The sequence below is a fragment of the Massilia sp. PAMC28688 genome, from assembly GCF_019443445.1.
In the GTDB taxonomy this organism is placed as follows: domain Bacteria; phylum Pseudomonadota; class Gammaproteobacteria; order Burkholderiales; family Burkholderiaceae_D; genus Telluria_A.
Window position 1 is genome coordinate 4,670,835 of the sequence record NZ_CP080378.1, and the last position, 20,220, is coordinate 4,691,054.

A 20,220-nucleotide genomic window follows, 5' to 3' on the forward strand; every position below is an offset into this window, starting at 1 on the left:
CATCCATTCTCGGATCACATGGGATAAGAATACATTATCCATTATTAGAAATTGCTATCCGACCACGAACTCTTGAGCTAGAATCCCATGTTATTACGTGGTATGTAATCCAGTACGCTATTTCGTGGAGGCCCGATGGCCCGGACCGGACTGTATCAATCGGAAGTGAAGAAGGCGCGGGACGCCCTGATCGCGCAGGGCAAGCATCCGTCGGTCGACGCGGTGCGGGTTGCGCTCGGCAACACAGGGTCAAAGACGACCATCCACAAGTACCTGAAGGAACTCGAAGAGCAGGACGGCGGGGCCGGTGACCGCAAGGCGTCCATCACGGAGGCATTACACGATCTTGTCGCCAGGCTGGCGGCCCAATTACACGAGGAAGGCAATGCGCGCGTCGTCGAGGTCGAGGCGCAGTCCCTTGAGAAGGACCGCGTGCACGCCGCAGCCCTGGCCGCGCTGCGCAGCGACATCGAATCGCTGGGCGGTCGGCTCGAACGCGTCCAGGCCGGAGCAGATCGGGAAAGTGCAGCGCACGCCGAGGCCCGCGCGAACCTTCAAGATGAGACGATTGCGCGACACACGGCCGAGCAGCAGGTGGCCGACCTCAAGGAGCGGGTGCTTGAGAACGATGCGCACCGGCTCTCGCTCGAAGAAAAACATAAGCACGCCCGCGAGGCGCTGGAGCACTACCGCCAATCGGTCAAGGAGCAGCGCGAGCAGGACCAGCGCCGCCACGAGCAGCAGATACAGCAGCTGCAGGCCGAAATGCGCCAGCTGCAGCAAAGCCTGATCGTCAAGCAGGACGACATCACCCGGCTGAACCAGGAAGGCGCGCGCCTGGTCTCGGACCTCTCGCATGCGCAGGCGGCACTATACGCCCAACAAGCCCAGGGCCGGCAATTGGTGCAGCAGATTGCGACGCTCCAGGATGCCGCCCAACAGGCATTGATCCGGCTCGCAGCCAAGGATGCACAGACAGGGGCGCTGCACGAGCAGGCGGCGGCGGCCGTGTCGAAGGCGGAGGCGGCATTCGGCCGGGTGCGCGAGCTCGAACTGGCGCTGGCGACGGCGGACGCGACGCTGGCGTCGCAGCACGAGGTGGCCAGCGAACTTCGCGCCCATCTGGCAAGCCGGGCTCAGAAAGCGGATAACGAACCAGAAGCCCGGACCTGATTCGCGCAGCGAGCTAGCCCAAAGCCATCTGCAACATCAATGCGTATGCCTAAGTCTCAGAAGCGGGCGCGTTTGACAAGCTACATGTAACGGCGTAGTCTAAAAAAGGTCAATATCCCAGTTCGCATGAAAACATCCTATTCCAAACGTCTACTGACGGCCATCGTAGCAATTTTCAGTATGCTGTTCATGCAGCTGGCTGTAGCTTCGTACGCCTGCCCAGGGATGTCGGCGGGAAGCAATACGGGCGTTTCGACTGCCCCAACAATGATGGAAGACATGCCGAACTGCGACGGTATGGATCCCGAGCAGTCGACACTGTGCCATCTGTACGCATATGGCGAACCAGCCAAACAGTCACTTGATAAGACACCAGCACCGGTCGTGCCGCCTTTTGTGGGCGTCGAGTTGGTGTTGAGCTTGGCCATTTTCGATGTAATTGTCATTCCCTCCCTACCGGCCTATCCGCCAATCGCTTTGACGCGAACGTCCTCCCCGCCAATTGCGATCCGCAATTGCTGTTTCAGAATCTAATATTCCAGACTGCCTAGTTCGTCATCGCATCGCCGTTCGCGGTGAGTGCGCTGTTGTTCGTCGCATTCTGGAGGTTCCATGTCATTCCCTTTATCAGCGCGTCTTGACGCGCGCTCGAATCGTCTTCGCATCGTGTCGAAGATTTCGCTTGTCCTGTCGCTGCTCGCCAGCGAAGCAGCAATTGCGGCGCCGCAGCCGTTAACTCTTGGGCAAGCCCAGAAACAAGCGGTCGCCCGCTCCCGTCAGCTGACGGCCGAGGACCATGCAATCGCGGGAGCACGCGACATGGCCATAGCCGCCGGTCAGCTTCCAGATCCGGTTCTAAAGGCTGGTATCGACAACCTTCCTGTCAGCACCAGTGACCGCTTCAGTTTAACCAAGGATTTCATGACCATGCGGCGCATTGGCATCTCGCAAGAGCTGACGCGCGCCGACAAGCGGCAGTCGCGCTTTGCGCGTTATGAGCGCGAAGCGCTCAAATTCGCGGCCCAGAAAGACGTCGTGCTCGCCACGATCCAACGCGAAACGGCAATCGCCTGGTTGGAGCGCTATTACACCGAACAGATGGCTGCGCTGATCTCTGTGCAATCCGATCAGGCGCGGCAAGAGATCGAAGCTGCAGAGGCGGCTTATCGCGGCGGTCGCGGCACGCGTGCCGATATACTTGCGGCCCGCTCAGGGCTATTGCTCCTGGATGATCGGGCCAGCGAAATTGACCGCCGGCTCCACGTTTCACAGACCATGCTCGCGCGCTGGACTGGCGTACATGACAACTCGGCGTTAGCCGGAACCCCCGATATCGACCATATCCGTCTTAATACCGCGACGCTCGATAAGGACCTGGCCCATCATCCAAAGATCACCGTGCTGAACCGGCAGGAGGAAGTGGCGCGCGCTGAGGCCAATGTGGCGCGGGCAAACCAGCGCGCCGACTGGAGCGTGGAAGTTTCGTTCCAGCAGCGCGGTTCTGAGTACTCGAACATGGTCTCTGTCGGGCTTTCCGTGCCGCTGCAATGGGATCGAAAAAGACGGCAAGACCGGGAACTAAGCGCAAAGCTTGCCATGGTTGAGCAGACGACGGCCGAACGTGACGAGATGCTTCGGGACCATGTCGCTGAGACGCGCGCCCTGATCGTCCAGTGGACAAGTGGACGGGAGCGCATTTCCCGGTACAGGAGTCAATTGATTACGATTTCTGGCGAACGAACCCAGGCCGTTTTAGCCGGATATCGCGGCGGAAAGGCGACGCTCAGCGAGGTGCTTGCAGCAAGGCGCAACGAGACCGAGGTCCGCATGCAAGCGATCGAGCTGCAACTGGACACAGCCAGGATATGGGCGCAACTGAACTTCCTCTTTCCCGAGGCCCAAGGTTTCCAGCATGCCACTACATTCAACCCAAAGGACCCAAAATGAAGAACAAGAAGGTTCTCGCGCTGATCATCGTAATCATGGTCGCAGCCGTCGCCTACGGTGCCTACCACCTCGGCATGCGTCAGGGTATGAAGGAGATGCCGATGGCATCAGGCGCGACAGCAAACGGCGCTCACGCGGCCGCCAACAGCGGTGGAAAGAAGCCGTTGTACTGGCACGATCCGATGGTCCCCGGCCAAAAGTTTGACAAGCCGGGTAAGTCGCCCTTCATGGACATGCAACTAGTTCCCGTGTACGGCGGCAGCGAGGGTGACGACGGCACAGTGTCGATCAGTCCCCGGGTCCAGCAAAATCTGGGCGTGCGCACCGCGGCAGTCACGACGGGCAAACTTTCTTCAGGCGTCGTCGCGGTGGGAAGCGTCGCCTATAACGAGCGGGACGTCGCATTAGTCCAAGCGCGCAGCAATGGTTTTATTGAGCGGCTCTACGTACGCGCCCCATTAGATCCCGTCAGGAAGGGGCAGCCCCTGGCCGAGTTGTACGTGCCGGACTGGATCGCCGCTCAGGAGGAATTTCTGGCAGTGCGGCGGATGCGGGGAAGCGGCATGGCATCCCTGGTCGACGGTGCGCGCCAGCGCATGCGTTTGGCTGGCATGACAGCGGAGCAGGTGCGCCTGGTCGAGTCAAGCGGCAAGGTGCACTCGCGTGTGACGATTTCGGCCCCCGTAAGCGGTGTCATCGCCGAGCTTGGCACGCGTGACGGGATGACTGTGATGGCGGGTGCCCAACTATTTCGCATCAATGGAACCAGTTCCGTGTGGGTCAATGCCGAGGTGCCGGAGAGCTTGGCTGCGAAGGTGCGGCCCGGCGATGCGGTCGAAGCTCGTGCGCCGGCGCTCCCGGGGAGCGTATTCAAGGGTAAGGTGGGCGCCATTCTGCCCGAAGTGAACGCCGCGACACGTACGCTAAAAGCGCGAATCGAGCTGGCCAATCGGAACGGCAAACTGGTGCCAGGTATGTTCGCATCCCTCACCTTTTCCTCTAGTGGTGGAGACGACGTCTTGCTGGTGCCCTCGGAGGCAGTGATACAGACCGGCACCCGCAGCGTCGTGATGCTTGCCCAAGACGGCGGCAAATTCATTCCTGTCGAGGTCGAGCTTGGCAGCGAGAACAATGGCCAGACCGAGATCCGCAAGGGTCTGGCACTTGGGCAAAAAATAGTCGTGTCTGGTCAGTTCTTGATCGACTCGGAGGCCAGCCTCAAAGGGGCGGCGACTCGCATGATCGATATCCCGGCACCAGCGGCCGAGCAAGCGGCTCGGCTGCACCATGGGGAGGGCAAGGTAGAGGAAATCAGCAAGGACGAAGTCACGATATCGCACGGCCCCATCCCTTCTTTGCAGTGGGGGCCAATGACAATGCCTTTTACATTGACCGCAGCGATTCCCAGCAACGTGCGCGTGGGCGATCATGTTGCGTTCGATGTTAAGCAGCGCAAAGACGGCAGCTTTGAAATTGCCGCGATTTCGCGCCTTCCCGCCCAGCCTGCAAAAACTGCCAAACCCGCGGAAAGCGCCATGGAGCCAGGCATGAAGATGCCGGCGCCGACGGGAGTCAAGAAATGATCGCCAAACTGATCCGCTGGTCGATTGTGAACCGATTCCTGGTGCTTCTCGCAACGCTCCTGTTAACCGCATGGGGCATCTGGTCGCTCTCGAAAACACCGCTCGACGCCATTCCCGATCTGTCGGACGTGCAGGTCATCATCCGTACGACATTTCCAGGGCAGGCGCCCCAGATCGTGGAGAACCAGGTCACCTATCCCCTGACAACGACCATGCTGTCGGTGCCAGGCGCCAAGACGGTGCGTGGCTACTCGTTTTTTGGTGATTCCTTCGTCTACATCCTGTTCGAGGACGGCACCGATCCCTACTGGGCCAGGTCGCGCGTACTTGAATACCTGAACCAAGTACAAGCCCGCCTGCCGGCGCAGGCCAAGACGGCGCTAGGGCCGGACGCGACCGGCGTAGGATGGGTTTATCAGTATGCGCTGGTCGACCGTAGCGGCAAGCTGGACCTATCGCAGTTGCGCGCCTTGCAGGACTGGTTCCTGAAATTCGAGTTGAAGGCGGTTCCCAACGTTTCGGAAGTGGCCAGTGTCGGCGGAATGGTTCGGCAGTACCAGATCGTCCTCGACCCCGACAAGTTACGCGCCTTTTCGATCACGCATGGCAAGGTAATCGAGGCGATTCAGCGCGCTAACCAGGAAACGGGAGGCTCCGTGCTCGAACTGGGCGAGGCCGAATACATGGTGCGCGCCTCCGGCTATCTGCAGTCGCTCGACGACTTCCGAAAAATACCGCTGACGAGCACCGACGCCGGCGTCTCGGTACGCTTGGGTGACGTGGCGCGCGTGCAACTGGGACCCGAAATGCGGCGCGGGATCGCCGACCTGAACGGCGAAGGCGAAGTCGCAGGCGGCGTGATCGTCATGAGATCGGGCAAAAATGCACTTGAGACGATCGAGGCCGTAAAGGCCAAGCTGGCTGCGCTCAAGTCGAGCTTGCCCGCGGGCGTGGAAATCGTCCCTGTGTATGACCGTTCCAAGTTGATCAAGCGCGCCGTGACGAATTTGGAACACAAGCTGATCGAGGAATTCATTGTCGTCGCGGTCGTTTGCCTGGTCTTCCTGTTTCACATCCGCTCGGCTCTCGTGGCCATCGTGTCCCTTCCGCTGGGTATTTTGATCGCTTACATCATCATGTCCTACCAGGGCGTCAACGCCAATATCATGTCCCTGGGGGGCATTGCGATCGCGATCGGCGCCATGGTTGACGCCGCCGTTGTGATGATCGAAAACGCCCACAAGCACATCGAGGCATGGAATCACGCAAATCCTGGCCGCAAGCTGGAAGGTGAGACGCAGTGGACCGTCATTGGCGACGCGGCGGTCGAAGTGGGCCCGGCACTGTTCTTCTCGCTGCTGATCATCGTGCTGTCATTTATCCCGGTGTTTACGCTCGAGGCACAGGAAGGACGTCTGTTTGCACCGCTGGCATTTACCAAGACTTATGCGATGGCGGCGGCAGCCGGCCTGGCGGTCACGTTGATCCCGGTCCTGATGGGATACCTGATCCGGGGACGAATCCCAGACGAACAGAAAAATCCGATTAACCGTGGGTTGATCGCCTTATACCGGCCGTTGCTGGAAATCGTGCTGCGCAGGCCGAAGGCGACCTTGGTCGTGGCTGGACTACTCGCCATGATCACGCTCTGGCCCATGTCGCGCCTGGGCGGCGAATTCATGCCGCCGCTGGACGAAGGCGATTTGCTCTATATGCCGTCCGCGTTGCCGGGCCTGGGAACGGGAAAGGTCGCCGAGCTGCTCCAGCAAACCGATCGTCTCATCAAAACGGTGCCGGAGGTGGAAAGCGTGTTTGGCAAGGCCGGCCGAGCCGAGACTGCGACCGATCCGGCGCCGCTGGAAATGTTCGAGACAACGATCCAGTTCAAGCCGCGCGACCAATGGCGCTCAGGCATGACGACCGACAAGCTCGTGGAGGAACTGGACCGCATTGTCAAGGTGCCGGGCCTTTCCAACATCTGGGTGCCGCCGATCCGCAACCGTATCGACATGCTCGCGACGGGAATCAAGAGTCCAGTAGGAATTAAGGTCGCTGGCGTCAGTTTGCAGGAAATCGACCGCATTGCAGGCGAGATCGAGCGCGTCGTCAAACGCGTACCCGGCGTCTCCTCCGCTTTGGCGGAGCGCCTAAACGGGGGCCGCTACATCGACATTCAGATCGACCGCGACGCAGCCGCGCGATATGGCATGAACATCGCCGACGTTCAAAGCATCGTCGCAAGCGGCATCGGCGGCGACAACGTTGGCGAGACTGTGGAGGGACTGCAGCGTTTTCCCATCAATGTGCGCTATCCCCGCGAAGTGCGTGATTCGGTGGAAAAGTTGCGGGAGTTGCCCGTTCTGACCGAGCGCGGCGCGCAAATCCGCTTGGGCGACGTCGCGGCGATCAAGATCAGCGATGGTCCGCCTATGCTCAAAAGCGAAAACGCCCGGCTGTCGGGCTGGGTATATGTCGATATTCGCGGACGCGACCTCAGTTCGGCGGTACGCGAGATGCAGCAGGCGGTGAACAAGGAAGTAAAACTTCCAGCCGGTTATTCCGTGTCCTGGTCGGGGCAGTTTGAATACCTGGAGCGCGCGACGGCAAAGCTCAAGATAGTCGTTCCGGCAACGCTGCTCATCATTTTTGTACTGCTGTATATGACGTTCAAACGCTTCGACGAAGCGGCGCTGATCATGGCCACGCTGCCGTTCGCCCTGGCAGGCGGCATCTGGCTGTTGTGGGCGCTGGGACACAATCTTTCGGTTGCAAGCGGGGTGGGTTTCATCGCGCTCGCCGGCGTGTCGGCTGAATTTGGCGTGATCATGCTGCTCTATCTGAAGCACGCCTGGGAGGCGCGTCTGGTCAAAGGCACGCCAGACGAGTCCGACCTGCTCGACGCCATCAGGGAAGGCGCCGTGCTGCGCGTGCGACCGAAGGCAATGACGGTGGCCGTCATCATCGCGGGCCTGGTGCCGGTCATGATTGGTTCGGGCACGGGTTCCGAAGTCATGCAACGCATTGCCGCCCCAATGGTGGGTGGGATGATCACCGCGCCGTTGCTGTCGATGTTTGTGGTGCCAGCAGTCTACTTGCTCATGCGGCGCAGGCAGCTGCGCGCACCAGCTCCTTTGCCCACCGCAGACGGTAGTCGTGGCGACAAGGTGCCGAGCCACGTTGGCCCGGGGAAAAGTACCGCAAATCACACTACTAACTAGGCGCAACAGGATTCACTTCTCAATTTCTGAAGGATTTTTATGAATAGGCTTACTACCGCAATTACCACCATTGGCGTCGCCGTGCTTCTGTCAGCCTGTGCCAGTCCAAGCGGGACCAACAGGGTTGTACTGCCACTTGATCATGGGCCTCGCGCGCAAACGACGCCGTGGGAAAACAAGCAACGCTTGCTGCGCGCCGAACTGAAGGCTAAAGCAACTTTCGAAAAGCCGGTCCCTGGGGCAGTCCCTGGGGTGCAATGAGCGATCTGTTCGGCCCCATTTAGCCTGATTAATTTTCTACTACCGAAAGGAAATATTATGAAATTTACCGCCATCCGCTCACTGGTTCTTGCAACGATCATCTCCGTTCCTGCGCTGGCGCAGGCCGATACCATGAAGGGAATGAACGACGCAGGGATGAAAACGAAGGATATTGGCATGCAGGATTGCATGGCCATGAAGGGCATGAAGATGGATGCAAAGAATATGAAGAATATGGACGCGCACAAGTGCAAGACCATGATGTCTGGCATCGATGGAAAGCACGCCTCAAAAAATGCCACGATGAAGACTCACAGAACAGCCGCAGTCGTCAAGGAAATCGATACGGCCAAGGGAAAGGTGATGCTGGCGCACCAGGCTGTGAAAAGCTTGAACTGGCCGGCGATGACGATGGGGTTCAAGGTCATGGACAAGGATCTTTTGCCCAAGCTGTCTGTAGGCAAGCGAGTAAACGTCGAATTCCGAAAGGAAGGGGCAGACTATGTCGTAGTGGCAGTCAATTAATTCTGGCGATAGATGGCGGAGCACCCTTTATGAATATCGCAAAAGTGTCAGGGTAGCTGGCCATGCAAATCGGTGTCTGTTCAAAAGAGCATTTTGTTGCGGCATGTCCCCGAGACGCCTCCCCCTGTGGACGAGGCGTGATCGATTGAGTTGTGGTCATGTCGCAGTGGAGGACTACTGCTCAGACATCATAAGCAGGCTAATTGGCGTACATGGGGTTTTCACCCACATGGACGGTAACGTCCGACGAGCCAGGCAGAATTTTTGATAATGGAAACGTCGGCAGGCCAAACGTATCAAATGTCCAAACCACAACAGAGGAACCATTGACAATACGGTAAGTCTCAAGTCGAACTACCCTGATGTGACGTGTCTTGCCCGCCACAATAGTGATTTCCTCGGCAGCAGTACCAGAGGCGGCCACATACCCCAACGGGCTATCCTCACGAACTTCCTTATTGGTCCTGGCTTTAGTGGCCGCCGGCGCTTGCGACGAACTAGCGTCAGCGGCCGATGTGGTCGACGAAATGACGAGTGCGGCAGCTGCCACGCATGGGAGAAATATAGATGACAGTTTCATTTTTTGAGTCCTTGTTTTCAGTTAAAAGGCGGCAAACGCCGTCTGGTGGAGCGATATCTCGTCTTGTCCGAAAAGGCCGTGCGAAACTCGCCGGCTAGTCGGACATTTCCCACCATCGGATTTCCGAAAGATGGGATACGAATTTAGAGATCGAGGCGCAAACCAGGAGCTGGCGAGCGGATCTCGACGTTGAATGAGGGATGCCTGGAAGGATTCAAATAGTCTGGGGATTGGCTTTAGGAGCCAGATGGCCAGACTTGATGTGCACTCGTTGCAGGCTTAGCGACGAGAAAACCACTTGGGCCGGTGGGGGCCGTCGGAAATGTGCGACTCGAAATCGAGTTCGGGAGGCAGCCGAGTATGCTCAGCATTTGCGAGTGGACTCAGATTAAGCGAGCTTGATATAACAGCGGCCGACAGGGTGCAGCCTGCAGGGCAGACCGTCCCACAACCTGGCTCCGCACTTGTGTCTGGCTGCGCTTCAGCTGCACTATCGGTCAGTATCACGATAGTACCGGCCACGTCTACGCTCCCCACGATACTGCACAGGCCTGCCGACCAGGCCGTTTGAAGCGGCAACAGGATGATCAGAAAGATGAGGAGAAGGCGTTTCATGACCGCATTATACAATCACATTCCGATGATAAGTCGGCAATGTCTTGGCCAACTGACGAGACTCAACTACGCCGGTTGCGAAGCGCCGCGCGCATTTGGAAAAGCCTTGACCTTCAACCCGCTACAAGGTGTGTAATACCCGCAATAACGTCGCTGTGAACGGTCAAGAATGAAACACCCCGTCTGGAAATTATTTCTCCATCTCGCATTTTGCTGCAGTTTTGCGCTGAACTATGCCAACGCTGCCCCCCAGTCAAACGAGTCGGAGATCCGACAACTTTGGCAACTACTCGACTATGTCGCCGTGGACTATGCCGGCGCCGTCCAAAACGGGACGGTTATCAGCGAGATGGAATACAAGGAAATGCAGGAGTTTTCTGGGCGCGCCCGCTCACAGGTTGTCGCACTGCCACCCCATGCTTCGCACGCTGAGTTGACTTCGATCGTAACTCGCCTGCAACAGGCGGTTGCACGTAAAGACCCACCGCTGCGCGTCGGCGAGCTCGCCAGGGACGCGGGCAAGCTGCTCCTGGCGGCTTATCCTTTTCCGGTGGCGCCTAGAAGCGTGCCGGAGCTATCCCGTGGTGCCGCGCTATACAAGGTGCAGTGCGCGTCCTGCCACGGCGCGACCGGAGCCGGTGACGGCTCGCTCGCAAGCAGGCTTGAACCGAAGCCAATCGCGTTCACCGATAGGGAGCGGGCTCGCTCGCGATCTCTCATGGCACTACACCAGGTGATCAGCCAAGGTGTTGCAGGTACCTCCATGCCGGCTTTTGCCAGTTTGTCAGACGCGGATCGCTGGTCCCTGGCGTTCTATGTCGGAACACTCGGCTTCAACGATACGGACTTAAAAACGGGCAAAGAAGCGTTCGCTCGCGATACTGCGCTAGGTAAAACGCTACCGGACATGAGCGCACTTGTAACCGTGACGGAGGAGGAGCTTGCAAAGGCAATGCCGCCAACTATCGCCCGGGCGGTAGTTGCGCATACACGGACCCATCCGGAAGTGATTGGTCAGCAACAGGGGCAGTCCGGAATTGCTCTGGCTCGCAAACTGCTTCAGGGCAGCTTGCAGGCATTGAAAGTCGGAAACCGCGCCACGGCCACCGAACTGGCGTTGTCGGCTTACCTGGATGGCTTCGAACCACTTGAAGCGACGCTTGATGCTACCGACCGCCAACTACTGATCGACGTGGAAAGAACCATGCAACTGTACCGGGGGGCCGTCACCAGTGGCAACCTGGCAGCTGCATCGGAACACGCACGGCAACTCGATGTCTATTTTATCCGTGTGGAAGCGGTCACAGGCAAAGACAAAACCAACGCCACCACAGTGTTCGTTGGCGCCCTCACCATTCTCCTGCGCGAAGGGGTGGAAGCCTTACTGATCGTGATCGCGATGGTTGCATTTCTACGTAAAGCCGAGCGGCCACGGGTACTACGCTATGTACATGCTGGATGGATCTCCGCGCTGGCGGCCGGCGGCGTCACGTGGCTAGTTGCGACCTACGTTGTCAGCATCAGTGGCGCCAGCCGGGAGATTACAGAGGGTTTGTCGTCGCTTTTTGCAGCGGCGGTGCTGCTGTCCGTCGGGCTGTGGATGCACCAGAAGGGCCAGGCAGGGCAGTGGCAGGCATATTTGCAGGGGCAGCTCAGCGCAGCGATGCAGAAACGCTCGGCGTGGGCACTGTTTGCCCTTGCCTTCATCGCGGTGTACCGAGAAGTGTTTGAGACGGTCCTTTTTTACTCGGCACTCGCTGCCGAGGGCAACGGATCTGCATTGCTCGGCGGATTCATGACCGGGCTAGTTCTGTTATCGGTGATTGCCTTCGTGTTTCTGCGCACCAGTGCGCGCATGCCAATCGGAAAATTCTTCTCATACAGCTCGGTGCTGATCGCCGCGCTGGCCGTAGTCCTCGTTGGAAAGGGAATCGCTGGTTTGCAGGAAGCAGGCTGGCTGATGGCGACACCGGTGGACGGCCTGCGGCTACCTATCCTTGGCATCTATCCAACCTGGCAGACCTACGGCGCGCAGCTACTCTTGCTTTCGGCTGCAGTGATCGGATTTGGATTCAACATGGTCAAAGCACGGCGGTAATCCTCTTTGCCCCTCAGCATTACGCTTTGTCGGAAGAGGAAACGTTCTCGCTGGCGCGGAAAAGCTCGTTCAAGATGAGCACAGTGGCGCCCAGCGTAATGCCAATGTCAGCAATGTTGAAAGCTGGCCAGTGATGTACCCCGGCGTACAAGTCGATCCAGTCCACAACTCCCATGCGGGCGGTACGATCAGCCAGGTTTCCAACGGCGCCACCGAGAATCATCGCCAGACCAAGCCTTTCCACAGAGCCGATCCCGGGCTTCCTTATCATGTGAATCAAAAATGCCGACGCCAGCACGGCTATCGCTATGAACAAATAGCGTTGCCACCCTCCCGCTGTGGCGAGAAGACCAAAGGCCGCACCTTCGTTGACCGCATGAACAAGGTTCAGTGAGGGCATCATCTCAATTTTCTGACCGTACGCCAGGTGTTTAATCACCAGAGCCTTGCTTCCGAGGTCGGCCGCACAAATCAGGCCGGCAAACAGCATAGCAACGAGGGGCGTTGAAGGCTTACGCATATGTTTTTTGCTAACAGAGAACATCAAATGTTGAGGGCGCGCTTATCAACGGCGAGGGCCGCTTCCCTGATCGCTTCATACAGGGTCGGGTGTGCGTGGCAAATCCGGGCGATGTCTTCGGACGAGGCTGAAAACTCCAATGCCATCGCCGCCTCACCAATCATTTCGGACGCGAGTGAGCTGACAATGTGCACGCCCAACACCAAATCAGACTGAGCGTCAGCAAGTACCTTCACAAAACCCTGTGCCTCTCCGCCACCGAGAGCGCGGCCATTTGCCGAGAACGGAAACTGCCCCGTCTTGAAAGAGCGGCCCTCACGCGTCAGTTCCTGCTCCGTCTTTCCGACCCATGCCGCTTCGGGGCTGGTGTAGATGATTGAGGGAATGGCGTGATAGCTCACATGACCGGATTGCCCGGCGATGATTTCAGCCACCATGATGCCTTCCTCCTCGGCCTTATGCGCGAGCATGGGGCCGCGAACTACATCGCCGATCGCAAACACGTTAGGCACTGCTGTTCTGCAATGCTCATCGACTGGAATATATCCGCGCACGTCAAGTTGCAGGCCAATGACGCCGAGCTCAAGGCCATCTGTATTTGGTACCCGTCCAATCGCGACAATTACCTTGTCGCTGGTAAGTTGCCTCGGCGCGCCGGATCCGTCCCGATACGAAACGACGGCCTCCCCAGTGGCAAGCGCTATGCTGTCAATGCTTACGCCGAGATCCAGCTTCAGCCCCTGGCTTGACATCAACTTGAACATCTCTTTCGAGACGGCGATATCGCAGCCAGGCAGGAAGTCGGACATGGCGTCAAGCAAAGTTACCTCTGCGCCCAGACGGCGCCAGACCGAGCCCAACTCAAGGCCGATGACGCCTGCCCCGATCACGCACAGGCGCGATGGCACTTCCCGGAAATCCAAAGCTCCCGCGTTGTCGCATACAGTCTGATTGTCGATCGGGGTGCCCGGCAGCTGCCGCGGCGTCGATCCGGTAGCGATAATGATGTTGCGCGCCGAGATCCGTTGCGTTAAACCGTCCTTCAACACCTCAAGCTCGTACAAGCCGTCGCCCACGCCCACGAATTTCGCGCGCGCCTTGATAAATTCGACTTTGTTCTTCTTGAACAGGTATTCGATACCTTTGGCCATCTTGGTCACCACACCATCTTTGCGATCGACCATCTTGTTGACGTCGATCGTCGCATTTCCAGTGCTAATGCCGTGCTCGGCAGTGTGGTGTACCACCTGCTCATACAGGTGACTGGACGCAAGCAATGCTTTAGATGGGATGCAGCCCACGTTCAGGCATGTCCCGCCGGGCCGCGGTTGGCCATCCGGCGCCGCGTAAGGATTCGATTCAATGCACGCGACCGACAACCCGAGCTGTCCCGCCCGAATCGCGGCGATATACCCGCCCGAGCCCGCGCCGATAATCGCTACGTCATAATGTTTTTCCATGTCCTGTCCTTCAGGTTCAATAACAACCGAGTTTCGATCTCATCAGATTCCCTCGGCAACGCTTTCCTCGGGCCGAGCAAAACGCCGGTACAGAGTAGGCAGCATAAACAGCGTCAGGATCGTGGCCGAAATGAGTCCGCCAATGACTACGATGGCCAACGGGCGCTGGACCTCGGCGCCCGCGCCGGTCGCCAGGGCCATCGGAACGAATCCCAGCGAGGCAACCAATGCCGTCATCAATACCGGCCGCAGTCGCCGCAACGCACCTTCGCGCACGGCTTGATCCCACGGCAGCGTTTTCGCCAGGTCGTCGATCGAGCCGGCCATCACCAGACCGTTTAGCACCGCCACACCGGATAGCGCGATAAAACCCACCGCTGCCGAAATGGAGAATGGCAAGCCACAAATCCACAGTGCTGCGATACCACCGATCAGAGCAAGTGGCACTCCGGTGAAAACGACAGCAGCGGCGCGCCATGAGCCTACGGCCGAGTAAAGCAACACCACGATAAGTGCGAAGCAGGCTGGAATCACCACCGCCAGACGTAAGCGCGCACGCTCAAGGTTTTCGAACTGGCCGCCCCACGTGAGCCATACGCCCGCAGGCACGCGCACGTCAGCGTTGATACTGCCCTGGGCTTCCTTGACGACGCCGGCGATGTCACGACCGCGCACGTTCGCTTGTACCACTACCCGGCGCTTGCCGTTTTCACGGCTGATCTGATTGGGGCCCTTGGCCGTGGCCAGTACCGCGACCGATCCCAACGGCACAAATTTGCCGCTCGGAGTAATGACCGGCAGTTGGCGCAGCGCCTCCACATCATTTCGTATCCCTTCACCCAGCTTTACCACGACATCGAAGCGCCTATCGCCCTCGTAGATCGAACCGGCCTCGCGCCCCGCGACAGCCGCCGCCAAGGTGTCGTACACGTCCTGCGCAGTGAGCCCGACCCGCGCCATGGCGTCTCGATCAAGACGGGCATCGAGTAGCGGTAGCCCTTGCACTTGTTCCACGCGCACATCCTCAGCTCCCTCCACGGCACGAAGCTTCGTCGCGATCTGTTCCGCAGTCCGTACCATCACGTCGAAATCGTCACCATAGACCTTGACGGCGATATCCCCGCGGACGCCGGCAAGCAGCTCGTTGAAGCGCATCTGGATCGGCTGTGTAAGTTCGTAGTTTTGACCAGGGATGCTCGCTACGGCATGCTCGATCTTCTCAACCAATTCAGCCTTGCTCATCTTAGGCTTTGGCCACTCAGCGCGGTCTTTGACGATGACAAAGGTGTCCGTGATATTCGGCGGCATGGGATCTGCCGCCAGCTCCGCCGTCCCTGTTCTCGAAAAGACCAGCTTTACCTCTGATAGCTTCGCGACAGCCTTCTCCACTGCGAACTGCATGGCTTGGCTTTGATCGATGGAGGTTCCTGGAATGCGGGCCACCTGTAGCAGTACGTCTCCCTCATCGAGCGTCGGAAGAAATTCCTGGCCTAGTGTAGAAAACAGTCCCATGGCACCGGCAAAAGCGGCGACGGCGATCACGCCGATCAGCTTGGGCCGGGTTAGAGCCCGGTCCAGCCAAGGCGCGTAAGTCGACGAGACGGCTTTCACCATCCTGTTTTCCTTCTCATCGACATGGCGGGAAAGCCATAGTGCGATAGCCGCTGGCACGAACGTCAGGGACAGAACAAAGGCAAACAAGAGCGCGAGTATGACCGTCAAGGCCATCGGCGCGAACATGCGGCCTTCTACGCCTTGAAAGGTCAGCAGCGGTACATACACGAGAATGATGATTGCCTGGCCGTAAACGCTCGGCCTGATCATTTCGCGCGCTGCAGCCGCTACCGTTTCAAGCCGCTCGGACTTTGACAGCACTTTGCCGAGAGAATGCTGGCGTTCCGCGATGCGGCGCAGCGCGTTTTCCACGATGATCACAGCGCCGTCGACAATCAGTCCAAAATCGAGCGCGCCCAGACTCATAAGATTGGCCGATAGACCTGCTTTGAGCATGCCGGCGGAGGTCAGCATCATGGTGACCGGGATGACCGCTGCGGCGATGAGTGCCGCGCGCAGATTCCCGAGAAGCGCGAACAGGACGGCGATCACAAGCAACGCACCTTCGGTCAGATTAATCGCAACTGTCTTGATAGTCGCATCAACGAGCCGGGTGCGATCAAGCACCGGCCGGATCAGCATGTCAGGAGGGAGTGAGCGCGCGATTTCCTTTAATCGCAAGTCCACCGCAGCGGCAACCGTCCGGCTGTTCTGGCCAATGCGCATCACGGCAGTTCCAACAACAACTTCCTGCCCGCCTTCGGACGCGGATCCGAACCGCACCTCCTGTCCGAGGCCGACGGTGGCGACATGCGACACCAGAACCGGGGTACCGCTCCGGGTCGTGATGACGGTCTTGGCCAATTCTTCCGTCGAAGTGATGCGCGCATCGGCCTTGACGGTGAGTGCTTCCCCGTTTTGGAAGACTACGCCAGCGCCTACACTGGTATTGTTGCGTTCAAGTGCTTCGCCAAGCATCGACAAACTGATTCCCAGAGCCGCCAGCCGTTGTGGATCGGGCGTGACCACATACTGTTTGACATAGCCGCCAATGACGTCGACGCCGGCCAGGCCTTCCGTGTTTTTTAGCTGGGGCGCGACGATCCAGTCCTGTACCGTACGAAGATAGGTCGCCTTCTCTGCGGCGCTGCGCAGCACCTCGCCTTCGGGCGTGACATAACTGCCATCGGTCTTCAGGCCGGCACCTGAACTTGCCTTCGCGCCTGGCTTCGCCGCGAACTCGACGGTCCACATATAGACGTCTCCAAGACCGGTCGCGATCGGGCCGAGGCTTGCGTTCGCGCCTTGGGGTAGTGATCGTTCGACAGCCCGCAGTCGTTCGGCTATCTGCTGGCGCGCAAAATAGATGTCGGTCCCATCCTTGAATACGGTTGTCACCTGCGCGAACCCATGCCTTGTTAGCGAGCGCGTAGATTCAAGTCCTGGGATGCCGGCGAACGCGGTTTCGATCGGGTACGTTACCTGGCGCTCGACATCGGCTGGCGAGAGGGCCGGTACCACGACGTTGATTTGGACCTGCGTATTGGTGATGTCCGGTACCGCGTCGATGGGAAGACGGGTTAGCGCGACAGCACCGATTATCGACAGCAGAATTGTCACGATGAGTACATGCCACCGGCGAGCGACAGAAAAATTGACGATGCGTGAAATCATGGTTGGAAATCCTGGGAATGTTCTGGGATGAGGAAATTAGTCATCGTCGCCAGCCTCACCTTTGCCGTGTTCGGCTTTCAAAAGATATGTATTGCTCACGGCAATCTGTTCATTTCCTTCCATGCCCGACAATATCTTCACGTAGCCAGCTGCTGCAGCCCCCAGGACGACATGCTTGATCGCGAACCCATCTTTCGCGCGAACAAACACGCTTGGCTTGTCCTCGACGGTTTGTACCGCAGTGCGTGGGATTGCAAGCTGGCCACCATCGGCCTTGCCCGAAAGAGCGATCGAGGCGCGCGCGGTTTCTCCGATGCGCCAGGTACCGCGCTCATTGGGCAGCATCGCGATTGCGCGCACTTGACGCGTTGTTGGATCCAGAATTCGCGACATACTGGTGATCCGGGCGGATCCGGTACGACCATCCGTCGAGACATCAACGGTCGCGCCAACTGCCACGCGCGCCGCGTCATCGGGCGATAGGGACAGCTCGACGGACAGCTTGTCGAGATTGGCGATCTCGAACAAATGCGCGTTCGGTTCGACAATGTCGCCAAGCGCAATCTGCCGGGCTGTAACATTTCCCTTGATGGGCGAGCGCAACATCAGGCGGTTCAGCTGCCCCCCGCCCGCGCCGCCTGCGGCTGACAATTGCTGCTCAGCCAAGCGCAAGCGCGTTCCTGCCTCTTGCGCCGCGGTACGGGCCACTTCAAACTCCTGGCGGGATGTAACTTTTTCGCCGTACAGGCGTTCTTCCCGCTTGAAAGTTGCCTGGCCCAGTTCATATTGGCGTCTTGCAATCTCGATGTCGGCGCGCAGCTGGGCAATGTCGCGGCTTTCGATGACAGCAAGCACGTCGCCGCGACCGACCGCTTCACCCAGATTGCGCCTCACTTCGACCACCCGGCCGCCGACCGAACTGGACACAACGGCCGCCTGCTTGGGATCGGCGGCGATCACAGCCGGGGCCTCAATGGCGCCAGCAAAGGATTGTCGTACCGGCGCAACGTCAATTCCAGCGGCTCGAATCTGCTGATCAGAAATAGTGACAAAATCTTCCTTGCCCTCCGACCCACCTTCTTTCTCTTCGCTTCCGCCGCTCTCCTTAGCCTCGCTCTTGGCCTCGGACTTGGCTTCCGTTTTCTCTTCCTTCGCGTCCTTATCGTTTTTCTTATCGTCGCTCTGTGCCACGACCGATTCTTTTGGCTTTGCCGTTTCAGGCTTGGGGGAGCACGCGCTCAACAGAATGATGGCGGCGCATAGGCCAGATCGATATACCGCTTGCATGGTCAGTCCTTGTAGATTGGAGAGTTGGAACCTTGTAGCCGCGCCAGCCGTGCACGTGCAGTGTGCAATGCCGTCAGCGCATCTACAGACTGCTGGCGGGTTTCAGCCAACGAACGCTCGGCCTCGATCAATTCGAGTTGGGGGAATTTGCCTTCGCGGTAGCCAAGCCGTGCGATGCGTGCCGCTTCCTCAGCAGCGGCCAAGGCGGGACCGTTCGCCGCGCGCGCAGCTGCTGCTGCATCAGCAACCTCGGCGTTTGCCTGCTCCATGGACTGTTCAAATGCCAACCCAGCGGCACGGCGGGCGGCCACCGCTCGATCATATTCGGCCCGCGATCGGGATACAGCTGCCGTGCCTGGATTGAACAGTGGAAGGGGGATTGACAGCCCGAGAACAGCGGCCTTATCGGACGTTTCTCCATAGCGGCGCATTCCGGCGGTCAGTGTAACGTCGGGAATGCGATCACTCCTGGCCGCGATAATGCGGGCGTAGGCAGCGTCGACCTCGGTCTCTGCCGCCACAATTGCCAGTCCCGCGCCAGACCCGGCGGGTGTCTCGATATGTTCGACATGCTCAAACCAGGGCGATGCAATCGTAAATGGCTTCGCAACGCCCGTCAGCCGTACCACATTGGACTGAGCCAACTCGGCTGCGCGCACTGCTTTGCCCAGGCGGACTTCCGTATTAATACGCAGGACGTCCGCGCGCTGCTCTTCGATTGGGGATGCCTTACCGGCCCGCACCCGTTCTCGTGCCGCGTGGAAGGCGCGCTCGGCCAACGCGTGACTCGTTTTCGCTATCTGCGCGTGCCGCTCGCTTGCGGCCAGACTAACGAAAGCCTCGGTTACCTGCAGCGTCAGGTCGGCTTGGGCCGCTCTGGCGCCAATCCCAGCAGCAGTACGTTCGGCCCGCGCCACGCCCACCCTGGCCTGACGCTTACCGCCCAGTTCCAAGGGGATCGAAAACGAGGCCGTCTTTTCACCGCCGCCCAAACCGGTGTAGCGGCCTGAACCCATTACGTTCTCAGCCTCTAACGACAGCGTCGGGTTCGGCCGCAGGCCGGATAGCTGCACGTTGGCCTCGGCTGCACGCACGGCAGCATCCGCCCCCTGGAGAGCGGGAGCCTGAAGCTGCGCCTTCGCCACAGCTTCCCTCAATGTGAGGGCAGTACCATTTTCGACGGCCGATTGGGCAACAGCGGTCGTAGCCAGCAAAGTGGCAATAATGAAGACAGAAATCCGGATACGCATAGGTTCCATGGCTTGACGGGATGGCAAAGAGTCTTTATAAACCTTAATGTCACTTTAAGGTCAAGCGCCATGTCAACTACTTTTACGATTGGCCAACTGGCCAGTGCAGCCGAGATACCGGCTGCCACGATTCGCTACTACGAAAAAATAGGACTGCTCGCGTCGCCGTCCCGCACAGGGAGCAATTATCGGCAGTATGGGAATGACGACCTCGACCGTCTTACCTTTGTACGGCGTGCACGCGACATCGGTTTTACGATTGACCAGGTGCGGAGCCTGCTATTTTTTTCTGACCAAGAGAATGGCGACTGCTGTACGGTAACGGCGCTGACCGAGGAGCATCTTGCTGCAGTGGAACAAAAGATTGCCGATTTACTCTTATTGAAGGACCGACTAGCTGGTCTCTTGACCTCCTGCAGGGGCGGCCTGGTCGCCGATTGCCGCATTATCGATGCCCTGACACCTCGCTAATAGT

14 protein-coding genes are annotated in these 20,220 nt (G+C 58.8%); 8 read left to right on the forward strand and 6 right to left on the reverse strand.

Features of this window, described 5'->3' with window-relative positions:
- Window positions 1–135 precede the first annotated feature (135 nt).
- The 6 genes from KY495_RS20800 to KY495_RS20825 all read left to right on the forward strand — a co-directional run bounded on the left by KY495_RS20800 (window position 136) and on the right by KY495_RS20825 (window position 8,707).
- Entirely contained in the window at window positions 136–1,173 is a 1,038-nt protein-coding gene (locus KY495_RS20800; RefSeq protein WP_219881199.1) for a DNA-binding protein, read from the forward strand.
- A gap of 126 nt (window positions 1,174–1,299) precedes the next feature.
- Window positions 1,300–1,707 carry a hypothetical protein gene (locus tag KY495_RS20805; RefSeq protein WP_219881200.1) on the forward strand — a complete coding sequence of 136 codons (408 nt, stop codon included), beginning with the start codon at window positions 1,300–1,302 and terminating at the stop codon, window positions 1,705–1,707.
- Between the two features lie 78 nt (window positions 1,708–1,785).
- Window positions 1,786–3,120: a TolC family protein gene (locus KY495_RS20810; RefSeq protein WP_219881201.1), complete on the forward strand. Its 1,335-nt coding sequence runs from the start codon at window positions 1,786–1,788 to the stop codon at window positions 3,118–3,120.
- Window positions 3,117–4,703, forward strand: a complete 1,587-nt coding sequence (locus KY495_RS20815; RefSeq protein ID WP_219881202.1) for an efflux RND transporter periplasmic adaptor subunit — start codon at window positions 3,117–3,119, stop codon at window positions 4,701–4,703. The genes KY495_RS20810 and KY495_RS20815 overlap by 4 nt, the downstream gene beginning before the upstream one ends.
- The gene (locus KY495_RS20820; RefSeq protein WP_229518398.1) at window positions 4,700–7,921 is read left to right on the forward strand and encodes an efflux RND transporter permease subunit; all 3,222 of its coding nucleotides are present in this window, start codon (window positions 4,700–4,702) and stop codon (window positions 7,919–7,921) included. The genes KY495_RS20815 and KY495_RS20820 overlap by 4 nt, the downstream gene beginning before the upstream one ends.
- A gap of 318 nt (window positions 7,922–8,239) precedes the next feature.
- Window positions 8,240–8,707 carry a copper-binding protein gene (locus KY495_RS20825; RefSeq protein WP_219881203.1) on the forward strand — a complete coding sequence of 156 codons (468 nt, stop codon included), beginning with the start codon at window positions 8,240–8,242 and terminating at the stop codon, window positions 8,705–8,707.
- Between the two features lie 199 nt (window positions 8,708–8,906).
- Here the strand turns inward: KY495_RS20825 and KY495_RS20830 are convergent, their stop codons facing one another.
- Window positions 8,907–9,287, reverse strand: a complete 381-nt coding sequence (locus KY495_RS20830; protein ID WP_219881204.1) for a CzcE family metal-binding protein — start codon at window positions 9,285–9,287, stop codon at window positions 8,907–8,909.
- A gap of 784 nt (window positions 9,288–10,071) precedes the next feature.
- On the opposite strand from KY495_RS20830, the gene KY495_RS20835 reads away from it, so the two are divergent.
- Window positions 10,072–12,000 carry a cytochrome c/FTR1 family iron permease gene (locus KY495_RS20835; RefSeq protein ID WP_219881205.1) on the forward strand — a complete coding sequence of 643 codons (1,929 nt, stop codon included), beginning with the start codon at window positions 10,072–10,074 and terminating at the stop codon, window positions 11,998–12,000.
- Window positions 12,001–12,019: 19 nt separating this feature from the next.
- Here the strand turns inward: KY495_RS20835 and lspA are convergent, their stop codons facing one another.
- Genes lspA through KY495_RS20860 form a run of 5 tightly spaced genes read right to left on the reverse strand, consistent with a single transcriptional unit; the run spans window position 12,020 to window position 19,745 of the window.
- Window positions 12,020–12,520, reverse strand: coding sequence for a signal peptidase II (gene lspA, locus KY495_RS20840; RefSeq protein ID WP_219881206.1), 501 nt, complete (start codon window positions 12,518–12,520; stop codon window positions 12,020–12,022).
- Between the two features lie 23 nt (window positions 12,521–12,543).
- Window positions 12,544–13,980 (reverse strand): dihydrolipoyl dehydrogenase, encoded by a 1,437-nt coding sequence (gene lpdA, locus KY495_RS20845; protein WP_219881207.1) that lies wholly within the window; start codon window positions 13,978–13,980, stop codon window positions 12,544–12,546.
- Window positions 13,981–14,022: 42 nt separating this feature from the next.
- Window positions 14,023–17,208: an efflux RND transporter permease subunit gene (locus KY495_RS20850; RefSeq protein WP_219881208.1), complete on the reverse strand. Its 3,186-nt coding sequence runs from the start codon at window positions 17,206–17,208 to the stop codon at window positions 14,023–14,025.
- A 36-nt stretch (window positions 17,209–17,244) separates the two neighbouring features.
- Entirely contained in the window at window positions 17,245–18,495 is a 1,251-nt protein-coding gene (locus tag KY495_RS20855) for an efflux RND transporter periplasmic adaptor subunit (RefSeq protein ID WP_219881209.1), read from the reverse strand.
- A gap of 2 nt (window positions 18,496–18,497) precedes the next feature.
- On the reverse strand, window positions 18,498–19,745 hold the full coding sequence (locus KY495_RS20860) for a TolC family protein (RefSeq protein ID WP_219881210.1): 1,248 nt from the start codon (window positions 19,743–19,745) through the stop codon (window positions 18,498–18,500).
- Window positions 19,746–19,814: 69 nt separating this feature from the next.
- Between KY495_RS20860 and KY495_RS20865 the strand changes: the two genes are divergently transcribed.
- A complete protein-coding gene (locus KY495_RS20865; RefSeq protein WP_219881211.1) occupies window positions 19,815–20,216 on the forward strand; it encodes a helix-turn-helix domain-containing protein in 402 nt (133 codons plus the stop codon).
- Window positions 20,217–20,220: the final 4 nt, after the last annotated feature.